This is a genomic window from Aquimarina megaterium XH134, assembly GCF_000520975.1.
Taxonomy (GTDB): Bacteria; Bacteroidota; Bacteroidia; order Flavobacteriales; family Flavobacteriaceae; genus Aquimarina; species Aquimarina megaterium.
On the sequence record NZ_JACB01000003.1, the window covers coordinates 173,543 to 189,874 of the forward strand.

Sequence of the window (16,332 nt, forward strand, 5' to 3'; positions counted from 1 at the left end):
CTATACTTTTATTAAAAATATTGGAAATGGAAAATCTAACACGACAAGAAATAAGCATTAATCTAGAAGTAATGGATATGCTTAATAAGCAAATTGAGAAAGAACAAAAGGCCTCGTCACTGTATTTAGCAATGGCTTCATGGTGTGATCAGAAAACGCTTGTAAATAGTGCTTCCTTTTTTTATAAACAAGCAGAAGAGGAAAGAGAGCATATGATGAAAATTTTTAAATTCATTAATGATACTGGTGGGTCTGCTTATTCTCCAAATGTCTCTAATATTACTCATGAATTTTCTTCACTTCGAGAAATTTTCGAAATGACACTTAATCATGAGATATCTATCACACAATCAATATACAAAATTGTTGCAAAATGCAGACAGGTAAATGATTTTGGTTCAGAGAACTTTTTGATGTGGTTTGTAGAAGAACAACTAGAAGAAGAAGAAACTATCAAAGATATTTTAGATATGTTTGATTTATCTGGAGATATGCCACTTCAATTTATCGACGAAAGAATTCCTGTTGGTAAATAACCGCATAAAAAGATTTTAAGCCAAAGTGATATAGTGAGTTTCAGGTTCTTTTTAGAATAATAAATTAGTATGCTAAACCTGTGATAGGACAGAAAGCACCACTGTACAAACTAGCATCTTTATAAGCCGTGTTTTTTATACCTCCTCTGTTAGTATTGGGGGTATAGCCGTTACCGTATACTCTAAAACCAGATGTTTTAGGTTGCGGAATTGCAACATTGTATTTTGATGAAATATCTTTATATTTTGGAGTATCGATATACATCGTATAGCTTTTTTTAAAAGCTTGTTCTCTTAAATCTATAGCCAAATCTACTTCTTGTAATTGATATTTTTGAGTTTTAACCTCTTTTTCATGCATTACCAGTGGAGCACTTAGTTGTTCCCATTCTATGGCTATGGTTTGTATTGCATCCTCTTGTCCATATGATAAAAAGCTGATGCTTCCGATAAGTATTACTAAAAAAACTTTCATAATGGTAAATATATTATCAATTCAGAATAAAACTATCAAAAACTATACTAAAATCTATTTTTTATTTGAAATAAAATTAAAAATTAGGGGATTTACCCTGTAATTGATGCAGTGAGATATAGTATATTGTAGTATTTTTGAGGATACAAAAAAACATATTAATGAGTTCAATAGATTGGAAAACTGTAAAGGAATACAAAGATATTACCTATAAAAAATCGGGAGGTGTTGCAAGAATAGCATTTAACAGACCAAATGTACGTAATGCTTTTAGGCCAAATACAACAAGCGAACTTTATGATGCTTTTTATGATGTGCAAGAAGATACATCTATAGGTGTGGTTTTGCTTTCTGCAGAAGGACCTTCGACAAAAGACGGAGTATATAGTTTTTGTAGTGGAGGAGATCAAAAATCTAGAGGTCACCAGGGGTATGTGGGAGATGATGGTAGACACAGGTTAAATATCTTAGAAGTACAAAGGCTTATTAGATTCATGCCAAAAGTTGTTATTGCAGTTGTGCCAGGATGGGCTGTAGGAGGAGGGCATAGCCTACATGTAGTTTGTGATCTTACTCTGGCAAGTAAAGAACATGCTATTTTTAAACAAACTGATGCAGACGTTACAAGTTTTGATGGAGGATACGGTTCTGCATATCTGGCAAAGATGGTTGGGCAAAAAAAAGCACGTGAAATTTTCTTTTTAGGAAGAAATTACTCAGCGCAAGATGCTTATGAAATGGGAATGGTAAATGCAGTGATTCCTCATGATGACCTTGAAGATACGGCATACGAATGGGCGCAAGAAATACTTGAGAAATCACCAACATCTATCAAAATGTTAAAATTTGCAATGAACCTTACAGATGATGGTATGGTAGGGCAACAGGTATTTGCAGGAGAAGCAACACGACTAGCGTATATGACAGACGAAGCCAAAGAAGGAAGAGATGCGTTTCTTGAAAAGAGAAAACCAGATTTTAAAAACATTAAATGGATGCCTTAGTTTATGTAATTATCAATCTTTCCTAAAATAAGAATTACCTTAGCTATACAATGGATAAGAAAGAAGAAGAGCTTATATCGATGCATTATCAGATGGAAAAAACTGATATCAAACAGCAACGGCTGGAGGATCGACTTATCTCTATTTCTGAAGATTTAAAGAGAAGTAAAAGAAGACGTAATTTTTATTTTATATTTATTCTTGTTTTGATGTTGTTGCTAACTGCAGGGAGTTTCTATATGATTCTCGGGAAAAAGGAAAATATTACCAAAATTGATTCTTTAGAAGGAGGAATGGATGTTCAGCAGCTTGTATTTGAAAATGATTCTTTACAAAAGGAAGTGAATAAACTTAAAACTGATATTTCTAAGTATCAAAATGAAGAATTATCAAATAATGCAAATTCGACAACTTCTCTTTCGGTTGGTATAGGAGATGTAAAGAAAGAAGAAGAGGGTACTAAAGATGGTAAATCTAAATTAAAATTTGAAAGGAAATATTGTTACATAAATAAGGTGTATAAAAGCAATGATGTTGTTTTTATAGAAGCAGATATTATAGAGTATTATCAGGGTAGAAAAGCAGTTAAAAAAGCTAAAGAATTAGGCAAAGCTGAGTATGATTTGGATAAAAATGGAGATACATTGTATTTTTTATATAATAATTATTATATTCATAACCAGAGTTCTAAGTCTAAAATATTGGAGCTCGACGATAAGGCGAGGGTGAAGATTGAAAATATTAATCAGATTTCTTCCGGTTTTCCATTAAAGGCCTTCCAGAAAGTAATTACAGATAGACCTGTTTTGATTTTGGAAATTAGTAATGGGATAGTGTATAAAATAACCGAACAGAAACTCCCTTAAGCATTGTTTAAAAAATATCTTTAGAAATAACTAACTAAACTTTTGAAGCTATCCCCCACAATGAAAGTTATGAAAGATGAGGATCTTCTATCTTTACATTACCAGATAGAAAAAGCCGAAATTAAACAGAAAAAGCTCGAAGACCTTCTGGATGAAGAGTCTGATAAGCTGAAAAAAAGTAAGAAATCTAATAGGCTATTTGGGTCTTTCTCATTAGTTCTATTTTTATTAGCCATTTTTCTTGTAGCGAATGCTTTTTATTTTAGCAAATCACAATCAAAAAGCAGTGAAGTAGAAAATAATGAGATTTCTGTAATAAAGCAAGAACTAGTCTCTGCTAAGAAGGAGTTAGAAACATTAAAAAAAGAAAAAATTAGCTTAAAAGAAATCAAAGATTTATATCTATATAGAAGTTTGATTAAAAAGGATACTGTGTATTCGGTGCAGTTAAAAGCATTTAGTGCAAAAAACACACCAGCTATTTCTGAGAAATATACAAATGCCCTTATTTATAGTGATACTTCTTTCTATAAAATGAGTTTAGGTATTTTTGAAACCCTGGGTGAAGCTCAGGATTTTAGAAAAACACTTATAGCTTCCGGATTTGACAAAAGAATATTTGTAATATCTTATAAAGACGGAAAACGATTAAAAATAGAAGACTTTCAGTAGTTAATTACCTTAATTTCGGAAAATTAGCTGGATTCGCTTCATTTATAATAGCATACACTTTTTCGAAAATATCTTCTGTGGAAGGCTTACTAAAATAATCTCCATCAGTTCCAAAAGCAGGTCTATGCGGTTGTGCACTTAAAGTCTGTGGTTTGCTGTCAAGATATTGATACACATTTTGTTCATCAATCAATTTGTGTAAAATATATCCGGTAGCACCACCAGGCACATCTTCATCTATAATCAATAATCGGTTGGTCTTGGCAACACTTTTAACAATATCGTGATTTAGATCAAAAGGAAGTAAAGACTGTACATCGATTATTTCGGCATTAATTCCTACGGTTAATAGTTCTTTTGCGGCTTGCTCAACCAATCGTAAAGTAGAACCGTATGATACCAAAGTGATGTCTGTTCCTTCTTTAACTGTTTCAACAATACCAATTGGTGTTCTTATTTCAGATAAATTAGAAGGCATCTTTTCTTTTAAGCGATATCCATTAAGGCATTCTACAACTAGGGCGGGTTCATCGCTATCCATTAGTGTGTTATAAAAACCTGCAGCTTTGGTCATATTTCGAGGCACAAGAATATGAATACCTCTTAGTAAATGAATAAGGCCACCCATTTGAGAACCAGAATGCCATATTCCTTCTAGTCTGTGCCCTCGGGTTCTTATAATTAAAGGGGCTTTTTGTTTTGCAAAAGTTCTATATCGCAGTGTAGCAAGATCGTCACTTAACCCTTGAATACAATATAAAATATAATCTAAATATTGAATTTCTGCAATGGGCCTAAGTCCTCGCATAGCCATCCCAATTCCTTGCCCTATTATTGTAGCTTCTCTAATACCTGTATCAGATACTCTGGTTTCTCCAAACTTTTCCTGAAGCCCTTCAAGTCCTTGATTTACATCACCAATTTTACCACTATCCTCTCCAAAAATAAGAGCTTCGGGAATTCGGCTAAACAGCTTTTCGAAGTTATCTCTTAAAATAACTCTACCATCAACTTGTGGTGTATTGGTATCGTATTGAGCTTTTACTTCCTCTACATGAATAGCGCTAGAATCATTTTCATTATATAAATGACTACTATATTTTGGTTGAATACGAGAAATGTAATTATTTATCCATTCCTGAAGTGTAGATTTTTCTACAAAATTTTCTTTTGTAATGTATTGCAATGTTTTTCTTGTAGCTTCAAGAATATCTCTGCGTATCGGTTCTTCTTTTGAAGCTAAAATATTAACCAGAGGAGAGATGAAGTTTTTATTAGCACTTTTGTTTTCGACAGATTTAAGAATTTCTAATGCTTCTTTTTGTTCTGATTTGATTTCTGACAAATATGCATTCCAGGCTTCGGTTTTTCCTTTTCTTACTTCTTTTTTTGCAGTTTTTTCAAAATCAAGAAGCTCTTCTGCTGTTGCAATATTATGTTCAATGATCCATTCTTTAAACTTTTTGTTGCAATCATATTCGCGTTCCCAATTTAATCGCTCTTCACTTTTGTATCTTTCATGAGACCCAGAAGTAGAGTGTCCTTGCGGTTGCGTTAATTCTTTAACATGAATAATAACAGGGATATGTTTTTCGCGTGCTAATTTTTCGGCTTTTTCATAAGCGTCCATTAGTGCAGGGTAGTCCCAGCCATTAACTTTTAAGATTTCATAACCTTCGTGATTTTCATCACGTCTAAAGCCTTCTAAAATTAGAGAAATATCTTCTTTGGTTGTTTGATGCTTTGCATGAACAGAGATACCATATTCATCGTCCCAAACACTAACCACCATTGGCACTTGTAGTACACCTCCTGCATTAATAGTTTCCCAAAACAAACCTTCACTCGTACTTGCATTGCCAATAGTTCCCCAAGCTACTTCGTTTCCTTTACTTGAGAAGTTAGAATGATTAGTAATTCCTTTTTCGTTACGGTATACCTTTGATGCCTGAGCAAGACCTAATAATCTTGGCATTTGTCCGGCGGTAGGAGAAATATCTGCACTCGAGTTCTTTTGTTGCATCAGGTTTTTCCATGTACCATCTTCATTAAGACTGTGAGTAGAAAAATGACCTCCCATTTGTCTTCCCGCAGCAAAAGGTTCTTTATTGATATCTGTATGAGCGTATAATCCGGCAAAGAATTGTTCTACCGTATATTGATCAATAGCCATCATAAATGTTTGATCCCTGTAGTATCCTGATCTAAAATCACCATCACGAAAAACTCTGGCCATTGCAAGTTGCGGTAACTCTTTTCCTCCTCCAAAAATTCCAAACTTAGATTTACCGGTCAATACTTCTCGTCTTCCCAGCAAACTACATTCTCTACTAATCAATGCTATTTTGTAGTCTCTAAGTATTTGATCTCTATATTCTTCGAATGAAATATTAGATGAAGTAATGGTTTCAGGCTGCATGTGAACGGTGTTTTAATGTTTTGCAAATTTAGCTAAAATCCTAGCCATTTGCAAGGTCGAAACTCTTAATTTTTTTGAATATAATTCATTAAAAATGTGTTTTTATTGATGAATTATAGTTTTTGGACAGTATTTTAAGGATTGGTTAACAAATGTTCAAAATTTTCACATTTATTTTTCAATATGACTTTTTGTAAGAACATTAATACCATTCTCTGGTAAAAAGGCCTATTAATGTTTCTGGACTTAATGTTATGATAAATCGAATTTGTTCTTCGTAATTTGGCTGTGATATTTCCCACCCTTTATTAGACACTACAGGAAAAAAGACCTCGAAGTAATCAGCTACTAAACTAAGTCTAACTCCTGCATCATAGACAAATTTTGGGGAGATGTTTTTATTTTTCACCAATCCTACATCACCATATGCATAAATCCATTTCCATATATTGGTATTTGCATTAAAGGTGGTAATCCATTGATTAGCAAAAGGATATTCGAGTTGTGATTTAAACCCTCCTTCTGCCAAAATAATCTGTTGGCTTACCAAACCAGTATCTTCACTACGCCCAAGGTAATTATAATCGAATAAATAATCTGTGGGTCTGTCTAGCGCAAAGCTAAAGAAATTGCCATCTTTTTCTGTATCATTAAAAAGAAAAGACCCCGCAAATAGACGTAAATTTAATTGCCGATTATTAAGAAACAACTTCCTGTAATTTATGGTAGCGGATAGTTTACTAAAGTTTTTTGATATTTGATAATCAATAGTGTACCCTAGAAAATTAATAAGATTAAAATCAGAATATCGATATCTTACATTAAATACGTTATAATCTGGGGTGGTAACAGGATTCTCTTTATCTCGATCTCTAAATACATTAATGTTTCTAATGAGAAGCCTCTGTTTTTTATTAGACCTTAGATCTTCTGGCCTAAAATAGAAACTTAGAGATGATGAGAATCGTTTAAACAACAGGTCGGGAGCATAGCTAAACATACTACCATTTATTCCATATCGCATTTTGTATAATCCATAATCTGAAAGTTGTTGTCTATAGAAAATAGATGCTGATCCCAATAATTTATTGGATTTGAAACCGTAAGCAGGGGAGAAATTATATTCTAAGTTTCTTTTTATAAAAGACTTGTTGTAAAATTTTGAAGCTAATGTAAAACCATCATATACATTAAACTCGATTTCTGGGATAAAAAATACTTGGGCATATCTGGGATCTTCTATATCCTGTAAAAATCTAAACTGTATAGGTTTGTTAAATATCCATTTTAGGTTTCTGTAATTATTACGTCTGTTTACTTCTGGAATGTTCTGGTCATAATCCAATACCAGTTTACTAATATCTTCATTGGCAATTTTTACTTTTTTGGTCCCAGTGATCCCCATAACCCAGGTTTTAGAAACCATGTCTTTTTTTCTAAATCCGTAGAGAGAAACCGGCATTGTATTATTACCATTATTCTTAATCGTAACTTCAATAGAATCTTTTCCTTTTTTTACAGATTTGATTTTAAAATCAAGTTTTTCATTAGTTTGTACATAATCCTCAAAAAACCATTCTATATCGAGAGGAGCTATATCGATAAGTGCCTTTTTATATTTTTCAGAATTTGTATATTTTAATACATTTTGAGTGTAGAAATCTTTAATACTCTGGTCGACAATATTGTCATCGCCCAAGTAATCTTCTAAATATTTAAATCCTACTCCTGCCTTATATGCATTTGCTATATTTTTATTAAATTTTACCAATTCATCTTGTGGCTGTAATAAAGGCTGATCTAAAAACAATCGAGCCATGTTTTTATAAGCTAAGAAATATTGATCATTAAAGTCCAGGTCGGCAGCATGAAACCACCGTATACCAATTACTTTACTCAGTTTACCGATAATTTTCATTTCGGGATAATACTGTTCTGTGTATGCCATCATTAAATAGATGTGTATCGCATCTTTTATCCAGGCATCGTATCTGGGGTTTATAATAATAGTTTTTTCAAGATAATTTTCGGTAATTGTTTTAAGTTGTTTGATTTCAAACTGAAAACCATCAGGGAAAGGCCTTAATATATCGGGTAATTGATTTAGCCCATATACAGGATTGCTTTTGTAATCATTTTCAGAAATTACAATCTTGTCAAAAGGATACGGCCCTAACTTTTTTTGTAAAAATCCAATAATTCTATCGGTTGCTACCGATTTCATTTCTGGCATTAAATCATTGTCATCTATATTGCTTATAAATTGAACACCATCAGAAGGGAAACTATAGAAAGAAGATGTTTTTTCTAAGTATAAGTTTGCTTCATTTCTTTTGTTGCCTTCGAGTTGTATAGTTTTGGTTGTTTCATCCTTTGATAGAATGCTATTTTTTTGTTTTAGATCACTAACTATTTCATAGGCAGAAGGCAACGTGAAATGAATTTGATAATCTGCTATAGGAGCATATAAGTCATCCAGATTTTTATGGCTATAGATATTCCATTTTGTATCATATACGGCCGGAAGGATATACCAATATTTTAAACTAAAATTTCCGTTAGGATGATATCCGTACCTGGTAAATTTACTGCTTGCAATTTTAATTTGATATTTTAAAAGAAAGGTTTGACTTTCTCCTGGATAAATAGGTTTAGAAGATTTTACCCATAATATATCCTGGATTCCATCGTGTCGTCCCCACTGTAGAGGTTGTAATTCTTTATCACTGACATTTTGGATTATAGTTCCTCCTCGTTCTTCGTCTTTGGCAAAATAAAAACGTTTTATAAAATCTTCTGCAAATCTTTTGCCAAGGGGAGTGGTCTTATCAGAGAAGCTATTGGCCCAATCATGAAAGAATATTTGTGTAAGCGTATCTTTTGATAAATTCGTATAGGTAACTTCCTGCTCTATAGTTATTGTCTTTTTTTGGGCATCTAGATTAGCATTTATAATGATGTTATGCTGTGCAGACCCTGCGGTAAGCGCAAAAAAGAAAATTATAAAACTATATATTTTTAAAATATTCAACTTTTATGTTTAATTAAAAGACGTTTTTAAGATATAAATCAAAAAGGAATATTGTTACCTATCTGGTCTTATCTATTAAAACTTTATTAACTATAGGCAGAGCCTTATTATGATATTCTTCAAAATCGATTTTATATTAATAATTGATTTGATAACAAAATGAATTAGAAATTCGGACTTAAATTATACTGAGTATAAAATTTATCTAAAATATCTAATACTTCACCTGGGGTATCTACAATATGTATTAGGTTTAAATCCTCGGGACTTATATTTCCGAATTTTTGGAGTAATGTACTTTTTACCCAATCGATTAGTCCACCCCAAAACTCTGTACTCACCAGTATAATTGGAAATTTTGCAATTTTTTTGGTTTGTATTAATGTTATTGCTTCGAATAATTCATCCAAAGTTCCAAACCCTCCTGGCATAACTACAAATCCCTGAGAATATTTTACAAACATCACTTTACGTACAAAAAAATAGTCAAAATCCAGGCTTTTATCACTGTCGATGTACGGATTGTCATGTTGTTCAAAAGGTAAATCTATATTAAGTCCTACAGAGGTTCCTCCTCCCAGATGTGCTCCTTTATTTCCTGCTTCCATTATACCAGGACCACCGCCAGTAATAACTCCGTAACCCTGATCCACAATTTCTTTGGCAACATCTACAGCTAATTGGTAGTATTTGTCATTTGTTTTTGTACGAGCAGATCCAAAAATAGATACACAAGGCCCTATTTTACTCATTTTTTCAAACCCATTAACAAATTCTCCCATAATCTTGAAGATTGCCCACGAATCATTTGTTTTTATTTCATTCCAGCCTTTATGGTGTTGCTCTTTTCTCATAATTTATTTTTTAAATATTGTTACTTACAGCTCGTTCTTTAAAAACTGAGCAGTATAGCTTTTTTTATCTTTTATAATTTCTTCTGGTGTACCTGTAGCTACAATTTTTCCTCCATTTTTCCCTCCTTCATATCCGATATCAACGATATAATCAGCCATTTTGATTACATCCAGATTATGTTCTATAATTAAAACTGTATTTCCTTTATTTACCAACTCATTTAGTACGTCCATCAAAACACGAATATCTTCAAAATGCAGCCCTGTCGTAGGTTCATCCAGAATATAAAAAGTATTACCGGTATCTCTTTTTGATAATTCTGTCGCTAGTTTAATACGTTGTGCTTCACCACCAGATAGTGTAGTTGATTGTTGCCCAAGAGTAATATATCCTAAACCAACATTTTGGATAGTTTTCAATTTTCTTGAAATCTTGGGGATATGTTCAAAGAATACACAGGATTCATTGATTGTCATTTCTAAGACATCAGAAATAGATTTTCCTTTATATCGAATCTCTAAAGTTTCTCTATTGAATCGTTTCCCCTGGCAAGTTTCGCATTCTACATATACATCGGGTAAGAAATTCATTTCTATTACTCTTAATCCACCACCTTTGCAGGTTTCACATCTTCCTCCTTGAACATTAAAGCTAAAACGTCCCGGTTTATATCCACGAATCATAGCTTCGGGAGTTTTGGCAAATAAACTTCTTATTTCAGAAAAAACACCTGTATATGTTGCAGGGTTTGACCTTGGTGTACGGCCTATAGGAGATTGATTAATATCAATTACTTTATCTGAATGTTCGAGGCCTTTAATGCTTTTATATGGCATTGGTTTTTTTACACCATTAAAATAATATGCATTTAAAATAGGGTAGAGTGTCTCGTTTATAAGTGTAGATTTTCCGCTACCTGAAACCCCGGTAACAGCAATCATTTTACCTAAAGGAATATCAATAGATACGTTTTTTAAGTTATTTCCTGTAGCTCCTTTTAGTGAAATGGTTTTCCCGTTTCCTTTTCTGCGTTTTGCAGGAGTCTCAATTTGTCTTTTACCACTTAAATAATCTGCTGTAAGTGTATCGTGTTGTTGTAATTCTTCTGGAGTACCCTCGCTAATAATTTCTCCACCGTGTTTCCCGGCCAATGGTCCAATATCGATAACATGATCAGCGCGTTCTATCATATCCTTATCGTGCTCTACAACAATAACAGAATTACCTATATCTCGCAACTGGACTAGTGAATTGATTAGTTTTTGATTATCTCTCTGATGTAAACCAATACTGGGTTCGTCTAGAATGTATAAAACTCCAACCAGTTGCGAACCGATTTGAGTAGCTAATCGTATACGTTGTGCTTCGCCACCAGAGAGTGATTTGCTACTTCGGTTTAAAGATAAATATGTAAGCCCTACATCTACCAAAAATTGAAGTCTGGCATTAATTTCCTTTAATATTTCTCCCGAAATCTTATTTTGTTTTTCACTTAAATGCTCGGGAAGAGATTTAAACCATTCAGAAAGCTCACTAATATCCATTGCAGATAATTCGGCAATATTCTTAGTATTTACTTTGAAATATAAAGATTCTTTACGCAGTCTTGACCCTTTACATGATGGACATTGAATATTATCCATAAAATCTTTGGCCCATCTTCTTAATGAGGTTGAATCATTATTTTTATATGTATTATCGATAAACGAAGCTACACCTTCAAAATCAATTTTATAATCTCTGGTAACTCCAAGAGATTTGCTATTTACAGTAAACTTTTCTTTCCCACCATGAAGGATAATTTGCATGGCTTCTTCGGGGATTTTTTTTATAGGATCACTTAATTTAAAATCATAGCGTTGTGCGATTAATTCTAATTGTTTAAAAATCCAATTATTTTTTTGAGGTCCCTGCGGAGCTAAGCCTCCATTTTTTATAGATATAGTATCATCTGGGACGATTTTTTTTAGGTTTACTTCATATAAATTTCCTATACCATTACATTTAGGACAGGCTCCTTTTGGGGAGTTAAATGAAAAGTTATTGGGTTCTGGGTTAGGATAAGAAATACCACTAGATGGGCACATTAAATTTCGACTAAAGAAGCGTACTTCCTGAGATTCTTGTTCGATCACCATCAATACATCATTACCGTGGTACATTGCAGTATTGATCGTCTCCATTAGACGTTTTGAATTATCCTGATCTTTGGTGACCTTTAATCGATCAATAACGATTTCGATATCGTGAGTTTTATAACGATCGAGCTTCATACCTTTGGTGATATCTTTAATTTCTCCATTGGTACGCACTTTTACAAACCCTTGTTTTGCAATTTGCTCAAATAACTCTCGATAGTGCCCTTTTCTAGAACGAACAATAGGGGCCAGAATACTTATCTTTTTTTCGGCAAAATCTTTTAAAATTAGATTCTTGATCTGCTCATCACTATAGCTTACCATTTTTTCTCCAGTATTAAAGCTATAAGCATCACTTCCTCTTGAGAATAATAACCTGAGAAAGTCATAAATTTCGGTAATGGTTCCAACTGTACTACGCGGACTTTTACTGGTCGTTTTTTGCTCGATTGCAATAACAGGAGAGAGTCCATCAATCTTATCGACATCTGGTCGCTCTAATCCTCCTAAAAATTGTCTTGCATAGGCAGAAAAGGTTTCTATATAACGCCGTTGCCCTTCTGCATAAATAGTGTCAAAAGCTAAAGAAGATTTACCAGATCCCGATAAACCTGTAATCACTACTAATTTTTCACGAGGTATGGTAACGTCGATATTTTTCAAGTTGTGAACACGTGCTCCTAAAACCTCAATATTTTCTTCTGATGTAACCATAAATTCTAAACCAAGATTGCAAATGTAGTTATTTGACAGCGTTTTGTGAAATTGGAAAAGTTTCAGTCATGTTAAATCAACATTTTTGTTAGAGATATATGTTTTGAATCTTGTGAAAATATTTTTAATCAACTGAAAAACAGTATTTTGTATATGTGTAAAACATAAAACCAGCGTATTAATTTTCTTTCAATATAAAGTGCATGTAAGAATTTTGTTTTAACAAGTAAGAAGTTTTATAAATTTTTTTGGGCTAGCATTCTAAAAAAAAACTATTACGTAATATGAGACATTTATTTGAATTTGAGATCAAGTTTTAGAAATAAATATATCTAACAATATGTTCTTTTTTAAGGTTTTTTTTGATTAAAATGATTTTATTAATGATGTTTTTTTAGTTTTTTAACTAAAATATTGAATGATTTATATTTTTTAGAACTGCTTATGAACTTTTTTAAATCGGTATGTAGAATTAGTAACTTAATTATTCACAAACTCTTTGAAGTTTTTACTATTGATAGTATAAATAGCCCAATGTAGTCAATAGAGGAATTCTTCAAAATTAAAACTAATCACGATGAAAAACATGTTCAAAATTGCAATTACCTTTTTTATGGTAATAAATTTTATGCAGGCTCAACAGTCGCAGCATAGACCTAGTGAGTTGGTAAAACAACAAAAAACACAGGGTTCAGATTTTCAAGACGTTAAATTGTTTAGTTTAATGACAGCTAAGCAAAAATCGAATGTACAATTACCAAAAGAGGTTAAAGATTATACTTTATTTTCTTTAGATGCCAAAAAAATGGCTTCTATAAAGTCTAATGCTCCCAAAGCTATGAATTTGGAAATCCCAGGGCAAAAATCTTCTATGGTACTAGAGTTGGTTAAAGTAGATATTGCTACAGATGATTTTAAAATTGTAGAAATGCCTTCTGGTAACGTTGTTAAATCGGATAAAACTGTTTCTCATTATAGAGGAGTAGTAAGAGGTAAAACAAACTCTATTGCCGCCATTAGTTTATTGGATGGTGAAGTCTCGGGTGTTATAAGTATAGGTGGCGAAAACGGAAACCTTGTTATGGGGCGATTAGAAAACAGTTCGAAACATATCATGTATGAGGATAATAACTTAATTCATCTACAGGACTTTACCTGTAATACCGAAGCGAATTATGAAGGTTATACAAAAGAAGAGCTTTCTGATAACCCTTCTACCAGTAAAGCGGCAGAAAAGTGTGTTAAGGTGTACTTCGATATAGGGAATGATGTTGTAAGAGACAAGGGAGGAAGCCAGCAAGCATCTGATTATTTGCAATCTATATTTAATCAGGTAGCTATATTGTATTCTAATGATAATGTGACTGTAAAAATATCACAGATAAATGCGTGGACTTCTCAAAACCCTTTTAGTGGGTTGTCTGATTATTCGCGTTATAGAAGGCAAAATGGTCTTAATGGAGCAGACCTGGGACATTTTGTAACTTATGATTTCTCTGGTGGAGTAGCATATTTAAGTGGTGTTTGTCAATCTAATTACAGATTTGCAGTTTCTGGTATTAATAAAACTTTTAATAATGTACCTACATACTCATTTTCTGTAATGGTAATTGCACATGAGATGGGACATAACTTAGGTTCAAATCATACCCAGGCATGTGTTTGGAACGGTAATAATACTGCGATTGATGGTTGTTATAATGTAGAAGGTAGTTGTTCTAGACCAGCGATCCCATCAGATGGAGGAACCATTATGAGTTACTGTCACCTTACTAGTGCAGGAATTAACTTTACTAAAGGGTTTGGTCCACAACCGGGTAATGTGATTCGTAATACGATTAGTTCTTCTAGTTGTCTTCAAACATGTAGCACTACTGGATGTAATACTGGTGATTCTGCAACGGTAACATTTAACAATAATACAGATTGTACTTTAGAGTATTTTACAAACAATAGTTCTCAGTTTTCAATTAATTCTGGTCAAACCAGACAGGTTTCAACGACTAGAGGAGCGAGTTGGGAAGCTAAAAATTCATCTAATGCTACTGTAGATTCTTTTACGGTTCAATGTAGCCAGGATAGTTATGCTTCTACTGGTAACTGTACAGATGGAGGAATCACCTGCGAAGGAGTACAGCCCTATTCTAGTGGTACTGTGTATTCTGTAGGAGATCGTGTAACCTATCAAGGAAATTTATATGAGAGAACATCTACTGGTTGGAAAAACCTGGGGCCATGCCCAACTGATCCAAATGATCCATGTGCAGGAGTACAGCCCTATTCTAGTGGTACAGTATATTCTGTAGGAGATCGTGTAACCTATCAAGGAAGTTTATACGAAAGAACATCTACTGGTTGGAGGAACCTCGGACCTTGTGGTTCTGCTACTCAAGCTTCTCTACAAAGAGGTGGGATTTCTGGTGAACTAAGTATTAAAGCGTATCCTAATCCAGCTGATGAAATTCTTACCATTGAAGTTAGTAATGTATTAAATACTTCTTCTACATTATCTATTAAAGATATTAATGGTAGAGTACTAAAAGTTGTTGATTTAGATACTACTCCGGGAGGAAAAGATCGTCATACGATTGATATTAGTACATTCTCTCCTGGAATGTATTTTGTTCAGGTAACAGATTCTAAAAAAACAATTACCAAAAAAATATCTATAAAATAATTAGAATATAATATTTGGGCTATTAGGGGGTGAAACTTTATGTTTCACCCTTTTTTATGTCTTTTAATCATTCCACGTTTTAAGGTCGCTAATTGGAATCCCGAAACCAAGTAATTTATGATGTTGAGAGAGGTGGGCTCCTGTTTTTGTAGTTGTCCAGTTTTTCCAGGTAGCTTCAAGCCCTCCAATCGGAATGATAGATACCCACATTTTATAACTTGTAGGTCTGTAATTCTTATCAACTTTCCAGAGGTAAGAATCTCCAGGAGTAGTCCCTCCAGATTGATAGGTAACCAATAATCCTTTAGTGTCGTTTTCTAAAGTTACTAATTTACGAACTGTTCCTTTGTCAAATATCTTATGAGGAGCAACCAACCAAAAAGAATCATTGTTAAAATTTACCAATGCATTTTCTATCATTTTTTTCTTTTTATGATCACTAAGGTAGGCTGTACTAAGTACTCGGTTTTTTTCTGGAAAATCCAAATGTAAAAGCACCGAGTGACCATCTATTTTTACAGTTACAGTATTTGATTTTTTATCCCAGAGATAATGGTTTTTATTTCTAAAAGTCCATTGTAAATAATCAGTATTTAGATAGTTGTCATGCTTAACAGCATCTAGTATTTTTAATGCAAATTTATCAGCTTCAGGGCCAGGTTTTCCTTCAGGAAGTTTTTCATGTAAAGCAAAATACAAGGTCGCAACCGTAATAACTACCAAGGTGAGTATGCTTAGTAGTAGTATTTTGAAAAGCTTTATAAGTTTTTTTCTCAAGAGGTTATGATTTTTAATAAGTGTTGTCTTTTGCTAATGTAATGAAATGCTAAGAATGTAGCTTCTCAATATTATGATTAATAGCCGTCTATTACAGAAATAGAAATCCCCGTTTAAAGAAAAAGAATAGTTCGTGTGCCTCTCTAGTTAGTCATAAAATATAAAACC

The 16,332-nt window shown here is 33.0% G+C and carries 11 protein-coding genes; 5 read left to right on the top strand and 6 right to left on the bottom strand.

The features are described 5' to 3' along the window. Nucleotides 1–26: 26 nt before the first annotated feature. Entirely contained in the window at nucleotides 27–536 is a 510-nt protein-coding gene (locus Z053_RS0103605; RefSeq protein WP_025663669.1) for a ferritin, read from the top strand. A 64-nt stretch (nucleotides 537–600) separates the two neighbouring features. Here the strand turns inward: Z053_RS0103605 and Z053_RS0103610 are convergent, their stop codons facing one another. Continuing rightward, a complete protein-coding gene (locus tag Z053_RS0103610; protein WP_025663670.1) occupies nucleotides 601–1,011 on the bottom strand; it encodes a hypothetical protein in 411 nt (136 codons plus the stop codon). 161 nt (nucleotides 1,012–1,172) lie between these two features. On the opposite strand from Z053_RS0103610, the gene Z053_RS0103615 reads away from it, so the two are divergent. From Z053_RS0103615 to Z053_RS29790, 3 genes are all read left to right on the top strand, one after another. Continuing rightward, nucleotides 1,173–2,015, top strand: a complete 843-nt coding sequence (locus tag Z053_RS0103615) for a 1,4-dihydroxy-2-naphthoyl-CoA synthase (protein WP_025663671.1) — start codon at nucleotides 1,173–1,175, stop codon at nucleotides 2,013–2,015. A gap of 50 nt (nucleotides 2,016–2,065) precedes the next feature. After that, nucleotides 2,066–2,881, top strand: coding sequence for a hypothetical protein (locus Z053_RS0103620; protein ID WP_025663672.1), 816 nt, complete (start codon nucleotides 2,066–2,068; stop codon nucleotides 2,879–2,881). A 69-nt stretch (nucleotides 2,882–2,950) separates the two neighbouring features. Beyond that, on the top strand, nucleotides 2,951–3,553 hold the full coding sequence (locus Z053_RS29790) for a hypothetical protein (protein ID WP_152538252.1): 603 nt from the start codon (nucleotides 2,951–2,953) through the stop codon (nucleotides 3,551–3,553). 4 nt (nucleotides 3,554–3,557) lie between these two features. On the opposite strand, the gene Z053_RS0103630 is transcribed toward Z053_RS29790, so the two are convergent. The 4 genes from Z053_RS0103630 to uvrA form a co-directional block, all read right to left on the bottom strand. Next, the gene (locus tag Z053_RS0103630) at nucleotides 3,558–5,972 is read right to left on the bottom strand and encodes an alpha-ketoacid dehydrogenase subunit alpha/beta (RefSeq protein ID WP_025663674.1); all 2,415 of its coding nucleotides are present in this window, start codon (nucleotides 5,970–5,972) and stop codon (nucleotides 3,558–3,560) included. A gap of 202 nt (nucleotides 5,973–6,174) precedes the next feature. Beyond that, complete coding sequence (locus Z053_RS0103635; protein WP_025663675.1) at nucleotides 6,175–9,003, bottom strand: gluzincin family metallopeptidase; 2,829 nt, start codon at nucleotides 9,001–9,003, stop codon at nucleotides 6,175–6,177. A 164-nt stretch (nucleotides 9,004–9,167) separates the two neighbouring features. Further along, a complete protein-coding gene (locus tag Z053_RS0103640) occupies nucleotides 9,168–9,857 on the bottom strand; it encodes an LOG family protein (RefSeq protein WP_025663676.1) in 690 nt (229 codons plus the stop codon). Between the two features lie 24 nt (nucleotides 9,858–9,881). Beyond that, nucleotides 9,882–12,710 (bottom strand): excinuclease ABC subunit UvrA, encoded by a 2,829-nt coding sequence (uvrA, locus tag Z053_RS0103645; protein ID WP_025663677.1) that lies wholly within the window; start codon nucleotides 12,708–12,710, stop codon nucleotides 9,882–9,884. A gap of 577 nt (nucleotides 12,711–13,287) precedes the next feature. Between uvrA and Z053_RS0103650 the strand changes: the two genes are divergently transcribed. Next, the gene (locus tag Z053_RS0103650) at nucleotides 13,288–15,387 is read left to right on the top strand and encodes a M12 family metallo-peptidase (protein ID WP_025663678.1); all 2,100 of its coding nucleotides are present in this window, start codon (nucleotides 13,288–13,290) and stop codon (nucleotides 15,385–15,387) included. Between the two features lie 63 nt (nucleotides 15,388–15,450). Here Z053_RS0103650 and Z053_RS0103655 read toward each other — a convergent pair whose 3' ends face one another. Further along, nucleotides 15,451–16,164 carry a hypothetical protein gene (locus tag Z053_RS0103655; protein WP_025663679.1) on the bottom strand — a complete coding sequence of 238 codons (714 nt, stop codon included), beginning with the start codon at nucleotides 16,162–16,164 and terminating at the stop codon, nucleotides 15,451–15,453. Between the last annotated feature and the right edge of the window lie 168 nt (nucleotides 16,165–16,332).

What these genes read in the sequence shown, in the direction of transcription:
- Z053_RS0103640 (WP_025663676.1), bottom strand. Translation starts at nt 9,857, where the DNA reads ATGAGAAAAGAGCAACACCATAAAGGCTGGAATGAAATAAAAACAAAT.
- Z053_RS0103650 (WP_025663678.1), top strand. Translation starts at nt 13,288, where the DNA reads ATGAAAAACATGTTCAAAATTGCAATTACCTTTTTTATGGTAATAAAT.
- Z053_RS0103615 (WP_025663671.1), top strand. Translation starts at nt 1,173, where the DNA reads ATGAGTTCAATAGATTGGAAAACTGTAAAGGAATACAAAGATATTACC.
- uvrA (WP_025663677.1), bottom strand. Translation starts at nt 12,710, where the DNA reads ATGGTTACATCAGAAGAAAATATTGAGGTTTTAGGAGCACGTGTTCAC.
- Z053_RS0103605 (WP_025663669.1), top strand. Translation starts at nt 27, where the DNA reads ATGGAAAATCTAACACGACAAGAAATAAGCATTAATCTAGAAGTAATG.
- Z053_RS29790 (WP_152538252.1), top strand. Translation starts at nt 2,951, where the DNA reads ATGAAAGATGAGGATCTTCTATCTTTACATTACCAGATAGAAAAAGCC.
- Z053_RS0103620 (WP_025663672.1), top strand. Translation starts at nt 2,066, where the DNA reads ATGGATAAGAAAGAAGAAGAGCTTATATCGATGCATTATCAGATGGAA.
- Z053_RS0103630 (WP_025663674.1), bottom strand. Translation starts at nt 5,972, where the DNA reads ATGCAGCCTGAAACCATTACTTCATCTAATATTTCATTCGAAGAATAT.
- Z053_RS0103610 (WP_025663670.1), bottom strand. Translation starts at nt 1,011, where the DNA reads ATGAAAGTTTTTTTAGTAATACTTATCGGAAGCATCAGCTTTTTATCA.